Genomic DNA, 21,181 nt, shown 5'->3' with positions numbered 1-21,181 from the left:
AGTGAGTTGTCAAGAATTATTATCCCCCCACTCGCTAACTATCCCACAAGTAGATTTTCTTCAGGATAGTGAATTCTAGTAGGAAGTGGGTCTCCTAGTACAGCGGACATCAGTAGTAAAATACCTACTCGTCCAACGTACATCGTGGCAATTAGGATGAGCTTTGCTGTTGTAGAAATACTTGCTGTAATGCCTGTAGAAAGCCCTACAGTGGCGAAGGCTGATACCACTTCAAACAAAATTTGAATAAAATCTAATGTTGGATCTGTGAGGCTTATTAAAATCGTAGCTAAAATCACGGTCGCTACTGAACCCACCAACACACCCACAGCTTTCAAAATTAAAGATGTTGCTATCTTGCGATCATATAATAAAACTTCTTCTTTCCCCTGGAGAATAGCTTTAGTGCAACTGGTTAAAACTCTCAATGTTGTTGTTTTCAGACCTCCTCCTGTACCACCTGGACTTGCACCAAGAAACATTAGTGCAATCGTAATAAATAGACCAGCAGTGGTCATTTTGCCAATATCGATGGTATTAAAACCAGCAGTCCTAGGAGTAACGGATTGGAACCAAGCTACTAACATTTGGTCGCGTAAATTTAAAGAACCAAATGTTTCAGGGTTTCTGATTTCTATACAGAAAAAAGCAACAAATCCTATTAATAATAATATAACAGTTGTGCTGGTTGCAACCTTAAAGTCTAGAGAAAATCTTTGCATTTTAATAGATTTTTTTAAAATGCGATCACGCAACCAAAAGTACATTTCTAAAATTACTTGATACCCAATTCCCCCAAAGATAATTAGTATTGTAATAGTGAAGACTACTAAGAAAGATGACTGATAACCAATTAAGTTATCTTTAAATAAACTAAAACCAGCATTATTCCAAGAATTGATACTATGAAAAATTGCTAACCAAAGTCCTTTACTCCATCCATACTCAGGAACAAAAGCTGGTAAAAGTAAAAATATGCCTGTAATCTCAAAAATTAAAGTTGTAGCAATAATTGAACGGATAACTTGGGCGCTACCACTCATACCTGGTCGATCTAAAGCTTGTTGAATTGCTATTTTTTGCCGCATATCAAACCTACGGCCAATGAGCAAAATCAGAAATGTGGTAGTTGTCATGTAGCCCAACCCACCAATCTGAACTAATAGCGTAATAAACAATTGACCCCAAAAGGAAAAATAAGTACCAGGATCAACTACTGATAAACCGGTGACACAAACTGCGGATGTCGAGGTGAATAGTGCAACAATTGGGTCATTCCAGCTACCAGCACTAGTTGAAAAAGGCATCATTAACAGGATAGTCCCTACAGCAATGACAGCCAGAAATCCTAAACAAATTGTCCGAGCAACAGTCATAATTAATTCGTAATTCGTAATGGGCTTCTCTGCGAGACGCGAAAAGCGAATGCCCCGCTACGCTAACGTAATTCGTAGTTAAGAACGTTAGATTTAACCTGGGTTTACGCCTCTTGGATATCGTATGTTTTTTGGATAGTTGGTATAATTTTGAGCAAGAACAGTTTGTTTAGGTAAAACTGAGAAATTTTTCTAAAGAGGATTAATTCCGGTTTAGCTTTCTTAGAACAAAAATACCCTTATTTAATTAAAAACATACATGGTAGTCTACCAATATGTTTTTTTGAATTCTACTTCGTCTTAATACTACTTTTTCATGAGTGCAACACTTTACCAGCAAATTCAGCAATTTTACGATGCTTCATCTGGTCTGTGGGAACAGATTTGGGGCGAACACATGCACCACGGCTATTACGGCGCTGATGGTACCCAGAAAAAAGACCGTCGTCAGGCTCAAATTGATTTAATCGAAGAATTGCTCAATTGGGCAAAGGTAGAAGCAGCAGAAAATATCTTAGATGTGGGTTGCGGCATCGGCGGTAGTTCTTTATACCTTTCGCAGAAATTTAATGCTAAGGCTACAGGGATTACATTGAGTCCTGTACAAGCAGCGAGAGCAACGGAACGCGCCTCAGAAGCTAATCTGAGTCTGAGAACACAATTCCAAGTCGCAAATGCTCAAGCAATGCCCTTTGCTGACAATTCTTTTGACTTGGTTTGGTCGCTGGAAAGTGGCGAACACATGCCAGATAAAACCAAGTTTCTCCAGGAGTGTTATCGAGTATTGAAGCCTGGCGGTAAGTTAATTATGGTGACTTGGTGTCATCGACCAACTAATGAGTCTCCATTAACGGCAGATGAGGAAAAGCACTTGCAAGATATTTATCGGGTGTATTGCTTACCTTATGTGATTTCTTTGCCAGAGTATGAAGCGATCGCACATCAGCTACCATTACATAATATTCGCACTGCTGATTGGTCAACTGCTGTCGCCCCTTTCTGGAACGTGGTAATTGATTCTGCATTTACTCCCCAAGCGCTTTGGGGTTTACTAAATGCTGGTTGGACTACCATCCAAGGAGCATTATCACTGGGATTAATGCGTCGCGGTTATGAGCGTGGGTTAATTCGATTTGGCTTATTGTGCGGCAATAAGTAGAATTCCACTTCAGCAAAAAGATGTAATCTAGGAGCATTAAAGTAGATGTTCCTAGTGATACATTCTTATACTTAATACAAGATTTGGAGCGATCGCAAAGCTTGTAAATTCTAATGCAGATATCGGGGAAACCTTCTAAAATTAAGTTTCTTATTGTTAAATTGCTGAAATGCCACTCGAACTGCAAAACCTCACAGGCGGTTACACCACATTACCAATTGTTCAAGACATTAATCTCACTCTGCAAACAGGAGAATGGTTGAGTTTAGTTGGTGCTAATGGTTCAGGTAAATCTACTTTACTAAAATTGCTGAGTCGTATTCTCTCCCCACAGCAGGGAACAGTCCTACTTGATGGCAAAGCAATTCATTCCCAACCCCCAAATTTGGTTGCACAGAAACTCGCATTATTACCGCAACAACAAACCGTTCCCGTAGGCTTAACAGTTCGACAATTAGTAAGTTTAGGACGCACGCCACATCAATCTTGGTGGCAATGGGAATTAAACACCCAAGATTGGATGAAAGTAGAAGCTGCAATTAAAAAGACGCAACTAGAAAAATTGAGCGATCGCTTAGTTGAAGAACTTTCCGGTGGTGAAAGACAACGCGCTTTTTTAGCTTTAGCACTAGCGCAAGAACCAAAAGTTTTACTATTAGATGAACCTACAACTTTCTTGGATATCAACTATCAATTACAATTATTGGAACTACTGAAAAATCTTAATCAACAGCAAGAATTAACTATTGTTACTGTTCTACACGAACTGAATCTAGCGGCACGATATAGTTCTCGCATTGCTTTGTTAAAACAAGGTCATCTTTGGGAAGTTGGCAAACCTGAAGAAGTTCTGACACCAAGTGCGATCGCTCAAGTATTTGGTGTGGAATCTGTAATTATTCACACACCTGTGGGTTTACAAGTTTGTGCAATTTCTGCTGTGTCGTCATGACTCAATTACTTTTCTGATGCAAGTCAGCCAAATGTACCCTTGAGAAATGCCTTCTTTATCTGAAATATTTATCGACGGATTAACTTATCAATAACTTTGTTATTGTCACCAATTGGTTGGTCAAAATTGAAAGCTTTATTAACAATAACTTGCTTGGGTAATTGAGCGCCATTTTGGACATATATTCCTGGCAATACACTCACTTTAAACTCTTTAATCTCTTTAACCTCTTTATATTCATTCACTAGACTTACTTTAAGTTCATGAAGAACTCGCTGCTGTTCTTTGACAATTTGGGTTAGTTCGTTTAGTTGCTGAGTGTGTAAGTCATCCAATTTTTCATGGAGAAGTTCAATATTTTGTCCAGCCCTTAAATTCACCTGATGGTCAATTTCGGAGTTTTTCCGATCGGTATCAGACTGGCGATTTTGACTCATCAAGACGATGGGTGCTGTGTAGGCTGAGGCAAATGAAAACACTAAATTAAGCATCATGAACGGTGATTCATCCCAGTGGGGAACCCCAGGCATTAAGTTGATACCAACCCATCCGGCTAAAACGGTGCTTTGCCCAATGAGAAATCCCCAAGAACCCACTTGCGCTGCAAATTTATCAGCAAGGCGTTGTCCGCGAGTCAGTTCTTGAGTGGAAGTGTTTTGGACTGCTGCTTGTATCTCCACAACTTGAGGTTTTTGAACTACTTTGGCATCAACATTCTTAGACGATACTTTTTTGAATGGATTCATGTTGCACCTCTTGGCGTTATTTCTATCTGTGTTTATCCTGATGACTTTTAATCTACGCTGGTTAAACGATAGGAGCAAATATTGTTTTTTTCAAAATGATAGAAAAAAGTGATGATAAGCAAAAAACTATCTTCAGATAGATCCCTAAAGCTGCGTCAGCAAAAATATTCATCTAAACACTTGGATAGCCCATTCTGTAAAGGAATGAGCTATTTAGTAGGGAAATAACGAGCAAACTGAACACTCATTCTAAGATTTGGTTTCTTGAGTCTGTGCGTCGATAATTACACTCCAGTCATCATTTGTCACAGCAGCTTCAAGCTGACGCTGACGTTCGGCTATACTCGCATCTATTGTTTCTGACTCTTTAGAGAGGGTTGTATCAGCCATTGCTTTCCGCAGTTTTAGCTTTTTCTCTTCGTAGGCTTGACGTTCCACCTGCGACATTACTGCCTTCGTAGCTTCGCCTACTGTACTAGCCCACATTTCGCTTTCGGACGCATTACCAGGTGGTGTGGTTTCGAGTTCTGCTATCCACGCATCTCGCAAGTCTTCCATATCTTGACGCTTGGGGAACTTGAATGCTTGCACGCGCACAAAAGCACACTTTTCCTGACCATTTTGGGTGATATGGCTGTTTAAGGAAAGCAACACATTCCGAGAATAGCCAATGTACTGCACGTGGCGTTCTACATCTAATACTGAGTATACACCCGCAATTTTAGCGTTCTGAGCAGATGCACTCCAAGTCTCAAGGCTAATGATTTCAGTACCATTGTTTGCCAGCTCAGGGGTTATACTCACCTCAATGGCAGTGTGTTCGTCATCGGAACTATACAAAAATTCATGTAGCCCACGGTGGTTTATGGGGACATTTTGATGTTCAATTGGCGCGTTGTGCTGGGTTTCCATCGTAGTTGATCTCTGAATTATGAATTAGCGACGCAAGCAAATATATGCCTTTAGAATATTGAAGCTTAAATCTACTCACATCCCCAAATTCTTGCTGACAAAGCGAAAACAACTATTAGACCTTATATGAATCAATTAACACCTAAAAATTGGATATTCATCAAACAGCGACTTACCCCCTATTTATTTTTACTACCCGCCTTGGTTCTTTTGGGGTTAACAGTCTTTTTGCCTGCGCTGCAAGCGTTTTACCTCAGCTTTACTAGCTATGAAGATATCGCCCAGCCGCCACAATGGATAGGTTTAGCCAACTTTCTTAAACTTTGGAAGGATGCAGTTTTTTGGAAAACCTTAGAAAATACTTTTTTGTATCTTGTGGGCGTAGTCCCAATTTTAGTAATTGCTCCCTTATTGCTGGCAATTTTGGTAAATCAGAAACTGCGGGGGATGAATTGGTTTAGAGCAGCCTACTACACCCCAGTAGTAATTTCAATGGTGGTTGCAGGAATAGCTTGGAAATGGCTGTATGCAGAAAACGGATTACTGAATCAGTTTTTAAAAACTTTGGGGCTTTTTCCAGAAGGTATTCCTTGGCTAACTAGCCCGGCGAAAATTTTTGGCATTATACCAATTTCTCTTGCCAGCGTTATGGCTGTCACCGTGTGGAAGGGACTAGGCTACTATATGGTGATTTATTTAGCGGGGTTGCAATCAATTCCTGCTGATGTATACGAAGCTGCTGCGATCGATGGTTCCGATGGTATCAGCAAACATTGGGATATTACCATACCTTTGATGAAGCCATATTTAGCATTAGTAGCGGTGATTTCAGCTATTTCTGCAACCAAAGTTTTTGAAGAAGTATACATTATGACCCAAGGGGGCCCACTCAGTAGCTCAAAAACGATTGTTTATTACCTATATGAGCAAGCTTTTAGTAACTTAGAAATCAGCTATGCTTGCACAATTGGTTTAGTGCTATTTTTGATAATTTTAGGGTTATCAATTTTGCGATTAGTTATCAATCAAGAGGGTGGAGATAATATCACAATCTGAATATTTACTTCATTCCATAAATATTGAAAATTGATATAAAAATTTACATTCTTTGTTATCAGTGCTTAATGACAATGAATTAACTACAAGCATTGTGCAGCGCTCAATTACGAAACGTTGGTAGACTTGAATTACCTTTGTAGGTATGTGCCAATACGGTTCAGTTAAGGCTAAAGCTCTTTGTCAAAGTCAATTTTTTTAACGAACCGCCAAGGACGCATTCGCGCAGCGTCTCGTCAGAGAAGGACGCAAAGAGAAGAAAGAAATGCTTAACTGAACTGTATTGAAATATAGGGATAATACCCTGCGGGTACTCCGTTGGAGAACTCGTAGAGTAGAAGACGCTTTCCATCTACATGAATTGCCCCTATGGGAAATCAAGTTAGGTTAGCAGACCATTAATCTCTATAAAACATGGCTCAAATATCTAGTTCCCAAGCAAAAATTTTAGTAATTGATGATGATCGTATTATCCAATTAGAGCTTGCTGAAAAAGTGATAAAAAAGCCAGATAAGGATTAATTAGTTTCCGAAATGAATTGTAATGACAAGTAACTCTGCACGATAAAATACATAATTTAAAACCGCGTTTGATACTCCACTACTGCACGACTATCATCAGTTAAATTAGTGGAAGCACGCACACGAAATTCATCGTTTATCCGGTAATTAACACCCCATTGGAAGGGATCATTTGTTGTCAAAATCTTAATACTGGAAACAGATATTTTGGTAGAAATATCGACCCCAGCCTCGGCTGCTAATTCCAAAGTTGAACTGCTCCTTCCGGCTTCGGGATTCTCAGAAATAACGGTAGGGAATATCCGCAGTTCACTTAAACCAAAGGTACTCCCAATCTGGTTAAAAGCAGACTGAAAATTATTGAACACAGCCGAACCTGCAATGTTAATCAGTCCCAAAGTACTGTCACCACGTCCTTGGGTGTCTACAAATCCACCTCCTAAAAGAGCAACAATTTCGGTTTGACTACGTGACGGACTGCTTGTTAATTCTAGATTTTCATTGAGTTTGCTGGCTAAACCGTTGATAGTAGCTTCGACTCGAACACTCTCTAAGGCTGATAAACCTGTGGAATTTACTTTACCGAAGTCATTACTTTGAGTTACGTCCAGTACTTTGGCAAATAGGCGAATATCTAAGTTGGGGTCGCGGGGTTCAGAGGGACTAAAAGTTGCGGTGTGTTTATAGCCACGAGCAAGATTAAATTGGGTAGTAAATAAATTTACCCCTCCTTGTTCTAACTGGATAGTACCATCGGGTACGGGCTGATTAATTGAGCCGTTAACAATGAGATTACCGGTGGCACGGAAGTTGAGAATAGGGGGACGGGTAATTTGGACATTTTTTCCGAGTTCTAAATCTAGATTATTAAATCTAGCGATACCTGACGGCAAGCCTTGAGCCAACGCATTTCCCTTGCCATTTTCAATTTCAGCTTTACTCTGCTTATTCTCTTTTGTGGGTGATACACCGAGACTACTATTTGCAGATGAAGTCGCATCGGTAGATTCTGCCAGCAATACCTGACCGTCAAATAAACTTACTTTACCGCCAATCGCTGGGTTAAGTGCAGAACCAGTAATCTGCAAATTGCCGCTAGCGCCTCCTTGGTAAAGTCCTTTGAGATTTAAGGCTAGCTGATCGAGATTAACAGTTAGGGGATTGTTGATAGTCACATTCTGATTGTTGAAAATGGGAATTTCTCCAGCAACCTCCACCTTCCCACGGCTAAATCTACCCTGAAGGTTTTCTACTAAGATGCTGTCAAAATTAAACAGTACTTTACCTGTGACACGTCTCAGCTTACCTGGTAATGCCTGAGCTGAAAAAGTAGCATTATTAACAGTAGCAATTCCCTCAACTTGGGGTTTTTGCAATGTTCCGCGTACCTTAACGTCTACTTCTCCTTCACCTTTTTCAAAAACCACTTGATTCGTCAATGCATTTAACAGTCCCAATCCCTCGTTTTCTAATTTCACATCCAAACTGATTTGCTCACTGTCTGGTGCAACGGTTGCAAAAGGCAATTTATAAGGGATACTGCCAGTAATATCAACAGGTTTTGGCCCTGCAACTGCTACAGTACTACCAAAGTTTAAGCGTCCGTTGGCATAGCTGAAACTTGCCCTTGCTGATTCTATTGCTTTCTGATTCAATAATCCGTCTGTAATTTGCAATTCTCCTCTAGCTTGGGGATTAGCAATACTACCTGCTAAAGCTGCTGTACCATTAAGATTCCCTGTAATTCCAACTGGCAGTTTTACAACATTATTCAGTAGTTGCACCGGAAAATTATTCACCCGCAACTGGCCAGATTGTTCATCACCGCCAACGTTACCCGTAAAGGCAATCAACCTGTTTTGAGATTCGATTCGTAAAGGTCGCAAACTCAAAACACCGTTTTCAAAGTTGCCTTCGGCAATCACTTTATCAGCAGTATAATAACGATTTCTTTCTTCCTTTTTACCCCAAGCAAAGTTTTGTCCATTCAAATTAAAATCCACTGATAATCCATTGGCTGTAGCTGTATTTACAGCCACTTCCCCGTTGAAAGTCCCTTTTAAGTCTGCCAAATCTGGTATTGGAGTGGAGTTAAGTCGCTGTTCTTGCTGTTCTGCTACCAAAGTTTCAATTTCAGAAAACCGTTGGATTTGAGTTAATAAGGGTTGATTTAGTACTCCTTGGGGGGTGGTAGTTAGATCCTCTGCTGTACCGTAGATTTCTGCTGAACCACCTGGCAAATTTTGTAAATCAAATATCTGTGTTAAAGCTAAAACATCTTGGATCTCTCCTTGGCTGACGTTCAGTTTACCTTGTAGTTGAGGGCCTTTAGAGCTTTGGGCAAATGTACCGACAAGGGCGTAGCTACTTTTCCCTTTGACAAATTCGCTGTTGGTAAGTGTGCCTTTCCCATCACTGTAGCGGAATTGAGCAGCTATTCGATCGCCTTTAAGCCGGCCAATTTGCGGATTAGCGATCGCTAAATTCCCCGTTGTTGCCAATGTCTGCTGATTAAACAGCAAATCCCCAGTTAACAACCCAGCTATCTTACCAGCACCCAATCGAGTAATTGGTGGCGGAGTCAAATTCAATATTTGTAAGGGGAAATTTGCAACTTTTAGCGCCCAATCATTCCCTTGAACATTACCTGTGGCTGATGCTTCCTGCCATTTTACTAAGAAGGATTTCGGGCGATTATTGGCATCTAAATTAAAGGCCAAGCGATCGCTTTTTCCTGCCAAGTTTAAATTTAAACCGCGTCCCTGGGCTGAATCAATGTTTCCAGTTAACAACGGCTCAAAAGCAATATCTTGAACAACTAAGTCTCGTAAATTAATTTGCCCTACCACATTTGGCAAGGGCAGCTTACCAGTGACTTGTCCATTAAAATCGACTCTACCCGCCACAGTAACCTGATTAGGAAAATTGATCGGTAACTGTTTTAAGTTGTAATTCTGCGCTTGAACGTTGAGATTTAAGGCAGTAATTTCCGGTATGCCTGCCTTTTTAGCATTGGCTAATATGTTACCACTCACACTTAAACCGGGAGCAGTTGCTCGCTCAATGGTCAGCCTTTCACCACTCCAAGCGATCGCAGCCGTCAGGGGTTGCTCCAAACCAGGGATACCTTGGGATAATTGCACCTGTCCAGCAGCACGCACATCAGCTAACTTGGATGATCCGACATTGCCAGCTAATTGCAACTGACCGCCAAATTGCCCCCGCAATTGCTGATTGAACCGATTTAACTCCACGCCGTCAGCATTAACTACAGCTTGATAGCGACCATTAGCCAATTGGATATTAGAAGCTGCGATCGTTCCACCTGCAACATCCAGCCGTCCTTGACCACTAGCTTGGATAGTTTGCGGTTGGAAGGACTCAACAGAACCCGCCACGTTTGCTTGACCAGTTAACGTCCCTCGTAGCTGCGGTGGTACTGCTGCCAACTGCTGCAAAGGTACATTATTTGCCTGAACTTGCACCTGGTATACACCATTAGCCACTTGGATATTAGAGGCTGTAATAGTCCCACCCGCAACATTTACCCGCGCCTGACCCATAGCTTGGATAGCTTTAGGTTGGAAGGATTCAACAGAACCCGCTACGTTTACTTGACCAGTTAACGTCCCTCTAAATTGCGGTGGTACTGCTGCCAACTGGCGCACAGGTACATTATTTGCCTGAACTTGCGCCTGATAGACACCGTTAGCTAGTTGGATATTAGAGGCCGTAATAGTTCCACCCGCAACATTTACCCGTGCCTGACCACTGGCTTGAATAGTCTGCGGTTTAAAAGAATCAACAGAACCCGCTACATCGAACTGACCAGTTAACGCCCCTTGAAACTGCTTTGGTACTTTTGCCAACTTCTGTATAGGAACATTCTTAGCCTGAACTTGCGCCTGATACACACCATTAGCCACTTGGATATTTTTAGCTGTAACCTTACCACCGCCAATAGCAAGGCTACCCTCACCAGTGCCACGGAGAGTTTTCAGGCTGAAATTATCTCTGTTACCTGCGATTTGGAACGTCCCCGCCAAAGGATTATTTAAAGCTGGGGGAGACTGTTTCAAGATTTGCCCTAATCGCACACCATTAGCTACAAGTTGAGCAGAGAAACTTTGGTCTTGCAGTTGGACATTAGAAACTGCTACCGTGCCGCCTCCAATTTGAACTCCTGCGCCATCAGTGCGAATCGTGGCAATTTTAAATGGTGCTGTGTTTCCTGAGAGGATGAGACGACCATTGAACTGTGCCTCCGCCAAAGAGACATTTTGTAGTTGACTTTTGTCTACAAAGGGTTCTAATTTTACACCAGAGGCAACAGCCACACCTTGCCAACGCTCATTAAGATAACTACCCGTTGCCCGGACTGTTCCACCGCTTACATTAAGAGCCACATTACGGAAAGAGACGTTACGATTTGGAGCGATCGCAACTTCGCCAGTTCCAGGATAAGTTCCGTTAGGGGCTTGAAACTGTACCAAAGTTTGGACATTTGTAGGAGCGCCAGTTAATTGGGCTGTGGCTGAGACATTGCCGATTTGGAACGCAGGTGTTGTTTCATAAACTTTTGCGATCGCATCCCCTGGAACATTCTTGGCAGCGAAATTTAAATCCAGTTGCGGCGTTTTACCAAGTTGAATTGTGCCAGCACACGTGATTTCACCACCAACTTTAGCTTTACCTTGAATATCTTTTAGGGTAATTAAAGAGGAACTAGAACTAGTAACAAGCTCAAATTTACTACTGATGCTATTGAAATCAACTTTATCAATTCGGGCAGTTTGGATTGTGGCAACTGTGCCTGAGATAATTGGCTCTTTAGTTGATCCGGTAATCTGCAAATCTGCTTGTACTTGTCCAGCGATTGGCACAGGTAGTTTTACCTTGAGGGTATCCTGGGCATTAGCCAAACTCACCGCATTTACACGCCCTGCCAACTTAAAACCTGCTTGAGTGTCGATGATTCCCGTAGCCACTACAGGAATTTTGCCGTAGTTGGTAGTAACATTGTTTAACTGCAACTCCGTTCCCTGAAAACGGAGATTTCCTTGGCTATTGCTCAACAGTTGCGGGACTTTGGGTATTTGAAGTGTTACCCCTTGCACAGCCGCATTGCCATACAATAAAGTCTGTTGCCCTGGTGTCAACCGAATTAATAAGTCGCCATTGGCTCGACCCGCCTGTAAGTTCACTGGTAACTTAATCAACCGAGTAATATCCGCAGCCAGCAAATCTTGTGCTTGCACCTGAAAGTTGCCCGCTAGCACCTTAGAACGTGTCTCTCCCTGAATGGAAATATTGCCACCACTGTCTGCTTGCCCCCCCACTTCAAACCGGATTAACTGGTTGTTTGCTAAAAGTTGGGCAGAACCGTTAAGTTGAGAAAATGTTACGGGAGAGTTGGTAGACGCAGAAGATATTCCCTCCCCTACTCCCCCTGCCTCCCCTGCTCCCCCTACCTCCCTTCCTCTCTCCTGCGGCATCAATGCCAGCTTGGCATTACGAAACCGCAAGTAGTCCAAATCAGTTTTAATTGCACCGCCTCCACCTGACGACGCTATGCTAGTGGAAATCCAGCGCCCTTGCTCATCCTGCTGAATGTAAATATCTGGGTTGACTAAGGTGACATCTAGCTTGAGGTGGCGGTTAAAGATTAGTTGTAACGGGTTAAAACCCACCTCTACAGATTCTACTGTCGCCCGATCTGGATCTGTGGGTGTGGCTGGGATAGCTGAAGCCCCAAACTGCACTCCCGTTAACGAAAATTGTGTGACTTTTCCCAGTTTTACCGGACGGTTGAGTGTAGTAGTCAGACTTTGTTGTGCCAACGGCGTTAACTCTGTTTGGACAAAAGTCCACAACCGCCAAATACCGATGATAACTCCTAACAGTAAAAGTCCACTCAAGGCAATGCTACCCCGACTCAACACCAGCAACCACAGACGCTTGCGGATAGAGGAAGGAGAGTGAATATCTTGATGGGGAGATTTAGTCATTTGCTTTCACTGTATTAATTGCCGGATATCGCTGGCACACACAAGCATTAACTGACACATTGATTCAGTATGCCATTTCCAGGATACGCCAAGTAAAGCAAAGACCTCATTAGTTAAGTTACGGTATTTGCTTGATCCAATACTTATGCTTAATAATATTGGTGTTTTCAGGAAAATCTGAATAGAGTGAAAATTGTTCTTGTGACTTTCCTTGAGGTACAACCTAGAACTTTAATATGAATAGACCTTAAAAAAGACAGATGATTACACCAATGCGTGTTTTTGTGTTGATTTTTAATGCTCGAACGGAGAATGAGGGGATTCACACGATTCGGGAGGGCGATCGCAATAAAATTCTGATGTTCGAGTCAGAAGACGATGCCACGCGCTTTGCCCTAATGCTGGAAGCTCAGGATTTCCCCGCACCGACACCAGAGCCAATCGATGCTGAGGAAATCAAGGAATTTTGCGAAAGTGCTGGGTATGAATGGGAAATCATCCCAGAAAACAGCAATTTAGTTGTCACTCCCCCAGAACTGAACGTAGAACAAACTGACTGGCAAGCAAACGCCCAGAAGGAGGATACTGTTGAAGACACCTTCCCTCTCAATCAACAGCCACTAGAAGAACCAGAATTATCTGATTCTGAACTAGAGAAGATGCGTCGCAAATTGGAAGGATTGCTTTAATTAGTCATTAGTCATTAGTCATTGGTCATTGGTCACTGGTCATTGGTCGCTAACTGACTAATGACAACGGACAACGGACAAAGGACATAAGGATAAATGACAAACTTGCAAGAACGTGGGCATCTTTTAACCGAGCTGGTAAATCCTAACAGTCTTAACTTAGACCAGCTCAGTTCTCTGGAATTGGTAGAACTGTTTAATAGTGAAGATCAAAAAGCAGTTGCGGCGGTTGCAGCGGCGAAAGTTCAGTTGGCTGAAGCGATTGATAGCACCGCAGAGCGTTTGCGTCACGGAGGACGCTTATTTTACATTGGTGCGGGCACAAGTGGCAGGTTAGGCGTGCTAGATGCTGCTGAGTGTCCACCTACTTTTTGTACGCCCCCAGAGTTGGTACAGGGGATTATTGCTGGTGGTGCAGGTGCGCTGGTACGCAGTTCGGAGGATTTAGAAGATAGCATCGAAGATGGTGAAGCTGCGATCGCTGGGCGACACATTACCCAGCTAGATGTAGTTGTCGGTATTACTGCTGGTGGGACAACACCTTATGTCCACGGTGCCATTCATGCGGCTCGTCAACGGGGAGCCAGTACTATTTTTATCGCCTGTGTTCCGGCTGAACAAGTTAGCATTGATGTTGATATAGACATTCGTTTATTGACAGGGCCAGAAATCATCGCCGGTTCAACTCGCCTGAAAGCTGGTACAGTCACGAAGTTAGCTTTAAATATGCTTTCCACAGGAGTAATGGTTAAACTAGGTAAGGTTTATGGTAATCGTATGGTGGATGTGGCAGTAACAAATCAAAAGTTACGCGATCGCGCTTTACGAATATTGCAAGACCTCACAGGCTTAAGTCGGGAAGCTGCTGGTTTTTTATTAGAACGTAGTGGCAAGTGGGTTAAACTAGCATTATTAATGCACTGGACTGGTTTGGAAAAAGAGGATGGCGATCGGCTTCTTTCAGAACACCAAAGTAATCTTAGGGCAGCTGTTATGAGCTATCAAAACCACAACCAATCTTAAAGACATTTTCCTAAATAAATACTCTATAGGTGGCTGCTACTTGTCTGAGCAGCACACCTTTTTTTAAAGATAATATTCCCTAAAAAAGCTCGCTTCAATTAACTAGTATTAATAAATGTAACTTTAAATAAGTATTGTTAACATTCATAGCCAATTTCAATAAATAAAGTTAAAAATTCCTAAATATTACTAATCATTTTAAACAAAAATTCAGAACTTATACGGTTATAATTCCGTATGAAAATTATTAAAATAATCAGTTAATACTGAATGCATCCTAATGATGTGGACTATAGGAAGCTACTTGATTCGTAAAGTCTACCGATAACAAACTGTATGAAATCGGATTTATAGATTAACAGGATTTTTGGTATTTTCTCATCATTGTCTTGATTTTAATAAACTTGATTTTGACTGCTATATATCAATTCTGATGTGTCTTCTGAGCACTATACAACTAGTGTGGGTTTTTCAATAACTGGCTTTTTAATACAAGGAATAAAATATGACCCACTCGGAACTTATTCTTTCAAATAATTTAGTTAATGAATTTAAAACTTGTACTCAACTGCAATATAATGGCAAATTAAATATTAAAAGTTCAAAGGGTGGCCAATGGACTTTTTATTATCGCCTGGGACGTATCGTTTGGGCAACAGGGGGCACTCATCCCTTCCGGCGCTGGCGTAGACACATGGCTCAAAACTGTCCTCAGATTGATGTTGATAAATTGCTGTTGCGTTCACAAGACATATCAATAGATTACTGGGATTACCGCCTTTTAGAAATATTTTATAAAAAACAGAGAATTCAGAGGGAACAGATTCAGTCTATTGCCGAAAGCACCATAGCAGAATTACTATTTGACTTAGCATTGCAAGGAAATTTCGCTTCTATAACTTGCAATCGCAGCCAAGAAGTTATCCTCGAAACACCAATGAGCTTTACGAGTGCAGAAATGTCTGTAAAGCACATGCAAGATTCATGGAAAACTTGGTCAGCCGCAGGTTTAGCAAATTTTTCTCCTAATTTGGCACCGATTTTGCGGCGACCAGAACAACTCCAGCAGATGGTAAGTCTATCTGTCTACAAAAACTTTTTGAATTTAATCAATGGCAAATTCACTCTCTTAGATTTAGCTGTGAAAATGAAGCAGAGTGTACTACCACTCACCCGTTCATTGCTTCCTTATATCCTTAAAGGAATCATCGAATTGGTAGAAGTACCTGATATGCCGTTAGTAGTGACTGAGACCAACAATAAGCCTCACACTACACAACCAAAGAAACCGAATGCTCCATTAGTGGCCTGCGTAGATGATAGCCCTCAAGTCTGTAAAATGCTAGAGGATATTATTACTTCCAATGGACTAAGGTTTATTAAAATTCAAGATGCTGTACAAGCACTTCCAACCCTGATTCAAGATAAACCAGACCTAATTTTCTTGGATTTGATTATGCCAGTTGCCAGTGGTTATGAAATCTGCACTCAGTTGCGGCGAATATCAGCCTTTGCCAATACACCAGTGATTATATTAACAGGCAGTGATGGTCTTTTAGATAGAGTTCGTGCCAAAGTAGTCGGTTCTACAGATTTTATTACTAAACCCGTAGCGCCTGACAAGGTAATGAGTATAATACGCAAATATTTACCTACATTGAGTGTTCCCATTGAGAAGAGTAAAGCCAATGTATAGGAATCAGACTTTCTCGCGTTCATAAACATAAAAAAAAGCCAGAATCCAGAAGGAATAATTAGGTAGCAGTATGAAAGCTACTTAATTATTTTTTTGTAAATATTTAAATATTGGTTTGATTATATTCCTATAAAATTACGCCTTAATTATGACGAAGAATGCTTTTATTCTTTCTTGATAAAATTATTTAATATTCACAAATATATATATTAAATTCTGTCCGCTACGTACTTTTTCTGAGGTTAATAGATAAAGATTGAATCAAAATTAGACAAATACAATTTTTGTATTTATAGCAGTCCTATTTGAGTTGTGAAATATTGATTATGACAAAGAGGTTAGGGCTAGTTTCTAGTCCTTTCTATGTCAGGAATTACACATTTAAAACCTAAAACCTCGTTGGCGCACTCCCAATAGCTCCCTTTTTTAAGGGAATTAGGGAATCTTTTGTGCGTAATTCCTGCATGTCTTTGTTCATGAATCACTTAGGATTTGTATATCTAATTTGTCTCCATTCTTAAAATTTTTTAAAGGGTAATTATCATGAATACTGTTTTAGTTGTTGAAGATGGCTTAACAGATATGGAAATAATCAGCCGTTACTTGCAACAGGCAGGTTATTCTGTAATTAGCGCCACCAGCAGCGAAGAAGCTCAAGACAAAATAGATAAAAACAAGCCAGACCTCATATTTCTCGATGTAATTTTACCAGGAAAAAGTGGCTTTGAAATTTGCCGAGAACTGAAAAATAACCCCGACACTAGCAAAATACCTGTGGTTTTTTGCTCTACCAAAAATAGTGATGTAGATAAAATTTGGGGTAATATGTTGGGCGCTGATGGTTATCTATCAAAACCGATTGATAGAGAAGAACTAGTGGTAATTTTAAAGCGATTAATTCATTAATTAGTAAAAAGGCAATAAATCAACGAACATTAAAGGTCACTGTTTCTAATATATAAGCTCTGCAAGATCGAATAATAAAGGCAAATAGTGGCTAGATATAAACAATCAAAAACAAAGGATAAATAACTTTGGAAACCAAGGAAAAGTTTTTAAGTTTTAATTTGGGAGTGAAAGATACAGCTGTCATTTCTTTACAACACATCACAGAAGTTTTGCAAGTATCATTACCTGAAATATGTGGTGTTCCACAGATGTCCAGTAGCATTTTGGGTATTTATAACTGGCGTGGTGAGATGCTTTGGTTAGTAGATTTAGAGGCAATGTTAGGTTATCCTCCAATTTCACAAGGAGCCAATTTAATTTCAATAATGATGGCGATTGTTCTGGAAAACAATGGTAAGTATTTAGGACTATTGGTGAAACAGCTTATAGATATTGAATGGCTGGATATTCAACAAATGAAACCCCAAAGTCCCGAACTATTCTATCCTAGAATATCACCTTTTTTACAGGGATACTTTATTAATGATTCCGAAGATATTATTTTTAATTTGGATGCGATCGCGCTCATCCAATCTCCCATCTGGAAGATTCATAATTAAAAATTTGAAATAGATGATTGGGGATAAGTTTTGGACAATTTCTAATTTTTAATAAGCAAATAATAGTCCATTCTTGCCTGCCTACTATCCACTTATTATCCATAACAAAGTTTGAGGTTAATCAAATGACATTTTTGTATAGCAACAGCCATGAAAATGAGCATCTAATATCTGAAGTAGAAAATTTGAATGGGAACGCTAATATAGCAAATATTGCTAGTAATGAAATATCTTTATTAAATGCCATTGCTCAGGAATTTAAAACTTGGCGACGACAGTTGCAAGACATCGCAACTCATCTGCGCCAAGCGCCAGACTTTGATACACTACTCAAAATTACTGTAGCGCAAATTAGAGAAAAAATTGGCTGCGATCGCGCCTTAATCTATCAGTTCACTTCCCTTGATTCAGGTAATGTTTTAGCAGAATCTCGAACATTAGGTTGGACACCGACTCTAGGCGAAAATATTCCTGGAATTATTTTTGGTTTATATACCAACCAAGACTATATCGAACCTGTAGTTATTGATGATATCAATCAGATTCAACTTACCCCTTATCAAAAGCAACTACTAGATAAATTTCAAATAAAAGCTAGTTTGAGTTTACCGATAGTAGTAGAAGGTAAAGTATGGGGATTGCTGGCAGTAAATAATTGCTATTCAACGCGGCAGTGGCAAGAAATAGAAATTAGTCTGCTATCTCAAGTTACAACAGAACTGCTCTACAAATTACAGAGTTTTGAATTCAAAAGAGAAGAACAACAGCGAATACTAGCAAAAAAATCTGTAGCTAAAGTCATCGACAAAATTCTGCGGGCATCAAATGTCGATAAGATTTTTCAAACAACCACTCAAGAAGTACGTCAATTACTAAAATGCGATCGCGTCGGTGTCTATCGCTTTAAACCTGACTGGAGTGGCGAGTTTGTCGCTGAGTCAGTTGGTAATGGCTGGATAAAGATGGTCAGCCCTGATTTTTATATGGTCTGGGAAGATAGCCACTTGCAAGACACCCAGGGAGGACGTTATGCCAAGGGTGAAAGCTTTGTCGCCAAAGACATCTATAAAATGGGTCATGCTCAATGCCACATTGAGATTTTAGAGCAGTATGAAATGAAGGCTTACATCATTGCACCCATATTTTCTGGAGAGAAATTATGGGGCTTGCTGGCAGCTTATCAAAATTCTGGGCCTCGTGATTGGCAACCTTGGGAAGAAAGCTTTGTAACCCAAATTGGACTGCAATTTGGTGTGGCTATCTCGCAAGGCGAATATCTCGAACAAATGCATAAGAAATCTGAACAACTAGCTCAAATAGTTGAACAAGAAAAAGCTTTTACTAAGATAGTAGGACGCATCCGGCAATCTTTAGATGTAGATAGTATCTTCAAAACAACTACTCAAGAAGTGCGTCAATCATTACGATGCGATCGCGTCGCCGTCTATCGCTTTAACCCTGAGTGGGGCGGTGAATTTGTGGCTGAGTCTGTGGGTACTGGTTGGGCAAAACTGGTAGGCCCTGATATTAAAACCGTTTTAGACGATACTTACTTGCAAGATACTAAGGGAGGTAGGTATGTCAAAGGTGAAAACTTTATCGTTAACGATATCTATGAAGTAGGGCTTGCTCCCTGCCATATTGAGATTTTAGAGCAGTTTGAAGCCAGAGCTTACATAATTGTTCCTATATTCTTTGGGGATAAATTGTGGGGTTTGCTGGCGGCTTATCAAAATTCTAGCCCCCGTGAATGGCAAACCTGGGAAGTGACCTTTTTGGTTCAGACTAGCTTGCAATTTAGCCTAGCTAAATCACAGATAGATTATTTTGAATTAGTGCGGTTGAAATCTGATAAACTAGCTCAGATAGCAGAACAAGAGAAAGCTGTCACCAAGATCAGTAACCGCATCCGGCAGTCTTTAGATGTAGAAGAAATCTTCAAAACAACCACTCAAGAATTAAGGCAATTACTGCGATGCGATCGCGTCGCAGTCTATCGTTTCAACCCTAACTGGACTGGCGAATTTGTAGCGGAATCAGTAGGCCATAATTGGGTAAAACTGGTAGCCCCCGATATCAAAACCGTCTGGGAAGATACCCACTTGCAAGAAACTCAGGGAGGTCGATATAGCCAAGATGAAAACTTTGTTGTAAATGACATCTATCAGGTAGGTCATTCTCCTTGCCACATTGAAATTTTAGAGCAATTTGAAGTCAAAGCTTATGTAATTGTTCCTGTATTTGCTGGGGAGCAATTGTGGGGTTTGCTGGCAGCTTATCAAAATTCTGGAACTCGTGATTGGGAAGAATCAGAAGTCACGTTGTTAGCACGCATTGGGAACCAATTAGGACTGGCATTACAACATACCGAATATTTGCAGCAGGTACAAGCACAGTCAGCAAAATTAGCAGAAGCAGCCGCACGAGAAAAGGCAGCCAAGGAGTTACTACAACAACGATCTATTCAACTCTTAACAGCCCTTAGACCCGCCCTTAACGGTGACTTAACAGTACGTGCACCCATTACAGAAGACGAACTAGGCACGATCGCTGATGCTTACAATAATACCCTGCAAGCGCTGCGGCAAATAGTTCTTCAAGTACAAGGGGCTGCTCAACAAGTTGCTCAAACTTCTACCAAAAGCGAAGCTTCACTGGCGGGACTGACTAATCTAGCACAACAACAATCTGAGGAAATTACCGCAGCATTAGGCGAAATTCAACAGATGGTGGATTCTACTCAAGCTGTGGTGGCAAATGCCGAATTAGTGCAAGTTGCGGTGCAACAAGCCAATGAAACTGTAGAGTCTGGCGATACAGCGATGAATCTGACTGTACAAGCAATCCAAGGAATTCGTGAAACCGTTGCTCAAACCAGCAAAAAGATTAAACGCCTCAGTGAATCTTCGCAAAAAATCTCCAAAGTGGTGAATTTGATTGGTAATTTTGCCACACAGACAAACGTACTGGCTCTGAATGCGGCTATTGAAGCTACCCGTGCCGGTGAATATGGCAAAGGCTTTGCAGTTGTAGCCGATGAAGTCCGTTCTTTATCTCGCCAGTCAGCAGCAGCAACCATCGAAATAGAAAAATTAGTCCAGGATATTCAAGCAGAAACCGGAGAAGTTGCAGTAGCAATGGAAATTGGTATTCAGCAGGTAGTAGAAGGCACAAATCTTGTCAGTGACACTCGCCAAAACTTGAATGCGATCGTTTCTGCAACTGCCGAAATTAGTCAGCTAATCGAGCGGATTACCGCAGCGACTCAAAAACAAATGACCCAATCTGTAACAGTCACAAAATCAATGCAAGATGTAGCAGAAATTGCTAATAAAACTTTTGCTGAATCTCAAGAAATTGCGACTGTGTTTCAAGATTTATCAGGGATGGCGCAAGAGCTATTAACAACTGCTAGCAAGTTTAAAGTCAAATAGATTTTAGATTTTAGATTTTAGATTTTAGATTTTAGATTTTAGATTTTGGATTATGAATGAGGAAGATTTTAAGCGGGGAATAAAGCAGCTAGGATTGCAA

General features: G+C 40.8%; 13 protein-coding genes. 9 read left to right on the top strand and 4 right to left on the bottom strand.

Annotation, left to right across the window (positions count from 1 at the left end; genetic code table 11):
* Positions 1-38: 38 nt before the first annotated feature.
* Positions 39-1,376: a TrkH family potassium uptake protein gene (locus H6G86_RS02530; RefSeq protein WP_190932957.1), complete on the bottom strand. Its 1,338-nt coding sequence runs from the start codon at positions 1,374-1,376 to the stop codon at positions 39-41.
* 316 nt (positions 1,377-1,692) lie between these two features.
* On the opposite strand from H6G86_RS02530, the gene H6G86_RS02525 reads away from it, so the two are divergent.
* Together H6G86_RS02525 and H6G86_RS02520 are read left to right on the top strand one after the other, a co-directional pair.
* On the top strand, positions 1,693-2,535 hold the full coding sequence (locus H6G86_RS02525) for a methyltransferase domain-containing protein (RefSeq protein ID WP_190932956.1): 843 nt from the start codon (positions 1,693-1,695) through the stop codon (positions 2,533-2,535).
* A gap of 169 nt (positions 2,536-2,704) precedes the next feature.
* A complete protein-coding gene (locus H6G86_RS02520) occupies positions 2,705-3,487 on the top strand; it encodes an ABC transporter ATP-binding protein (protein WP_190932955.1) in 783 nt (260 codons plus the stop codon).
* Positions 3,488-3,555: 68 nt separating this feature from the next.
* Here the strand turns inward: H6G86_RS02520 and H6G86_RS02515 are convergent, their stop codons facing one another.
* Complete coding sequence (locus H6G86_RS02515) at positions 3,556-4,233, bottom strand: DUF1003 domain-containing protein (protein ID WP_190932954.1); 678 nt, start codon at positions 4,231-4,233, stop codon at positions 3,556-3,558.
* A 249-nt stretch (positions 4,234-4,482) separates the two neighbouring features.
* A complete protein-coding gene (locus tag H6G86_RS02510) occupies positions 4,483-5,145 on the bottom strand; it encodes a GIY-YIG nuclease family protein (RefSeq protein WP_190932953.1) in 663 nt (220 codons plus the stop codon).
* A 126-nt stretch (positions 5,146-5,271) separates the two neighbouring features.
* On the opposite strand from H6G86_RS02510, the gene H6G86_RS02505 reads away from it, so the two are divergent.
* Positions 5,272-6,201: a carbohydrate ABC transporter permease gene (locus H6G86_RS02505; protein WP_163931438.1), complete on the top strand. Its 930-nt coding sequence runs from the start codon at positions 5,272-5,274 to the stop codon at positions 6,199-6,201.
* Between the two features lie 578 nt (positions 6,202-6,779).
* Here H6G86_RS02505 and H6G86_RS02500 read toward each other — a convergent pair.
* Positions 6,780-12,731, bottom strand: coding sequence for a translocation/assembly module TamB domain-containing protein (locus H6G86_RS02500; RefSeq protein ID WP_190932952.1), 5,952 nt, complete (start codon positions 12,729-12,731; stop codon positions 6,780-6,782).
* Between the two features lie 260 nt (positions 12,732-12,991).
* On the opposite strand from H6G86_RS02500, the gene H6G86_RS02495 reads away from it, so the two are divergent.
* The 6 genes from H6G86_RS02495 to H6G86_RS02470 all read left to right on the top strand — a co-directional run bounded on the left by H6G86_RS02495 (position 12,992) and on the right by H6G86_RS02470 (position 21,081).
* Complete coding sequence (locus H6G86_RS02495; RefSeq protein WP_012412248.1) at positions 12,992-13,420, top strand: DUF3110 domain-containing protein; 429 nt, start codon at positions 12,992-12,994, stop codon at positions 13,418-13,420.
* Positions 13,421-13,516: 96 nt separating this feature from the next.
* A complete protein-coding gene (gene murQ / locus H6G86_RS02490) occupies positions 13,517-14,443 on the top strand; it encodes an N-acetylmuramic acid 6-phosphate etherase (protein WP_190932951.1) in 927 nt (308 codons plus the stop codon).
* Positions 14,444-14,948: 505 nt separating this feature from the next.
* Positions 14,949-16,139 carry a response regulator gene (locus tag H6G86_RS02485; RefSeq protein WP_190932950.1) on the top strand — a complete coding sequence of 397 codons (1,191 nt, stop codon included), beginning with the start codon at positions 14,949-14,951 and terminating at the stop codon, positions 16,137-16,139.
* A gap of 543 nt (positions 16,140-16,682) precedes the next feature.
* Positions 16,683-17,045 carry a response regulator transcription factor gene (locus H6G86_RS02480; RefSeq protein ID WP_114084071.1) on the top strand — a complete coding sequence of 121 codons (363 nt, stop codon included), beginning with the start codon at positions 16,683-16,685 and terminating at the stop codon, positions 17,043-17,045.
* 128 nt (positions 17,046-17,173) lie between these two features.
* Positions 17,174-17,647, top strand: coding sequence for a chemotaxis protein CheW (locus H6G86_RS02475; protein ID WP_190932949.1), 474 nt, complete (start codon positions 17,174-17,176; stop codon positions 17,645-17,647).
* Between the two features lie 125 nt (positions 17,648-17,772).
* Positions 17,773-21,081: a GAF domain-containing protein gene (locus H6G86_RS02470; protein WP_190932948.1), complete on the top strand. Its 3,309-nt coding sequence runs from the start codon at positions 17,773-17,775 to the stop codon at positions 21,079-21,081.
* The last annotated feature ends 100 nt before the right edge of the window (positions 21,082-21,181 follow it).

It is taken from the genome of Nostoc sp. FACHB-133 (assembly GCF_014698055.1).
Taxonomy (GTDB): Bacteria; Cyanobacteriota; Cyanobacteriia; order Cyanobacteriales; family Nostocaceae; genus Nostoc.
The sequence above is the reverse complement of the archived record's forward strand: the minus strand, read 5'-3'. Positions and strand labels throughout refer to the sequence as shown.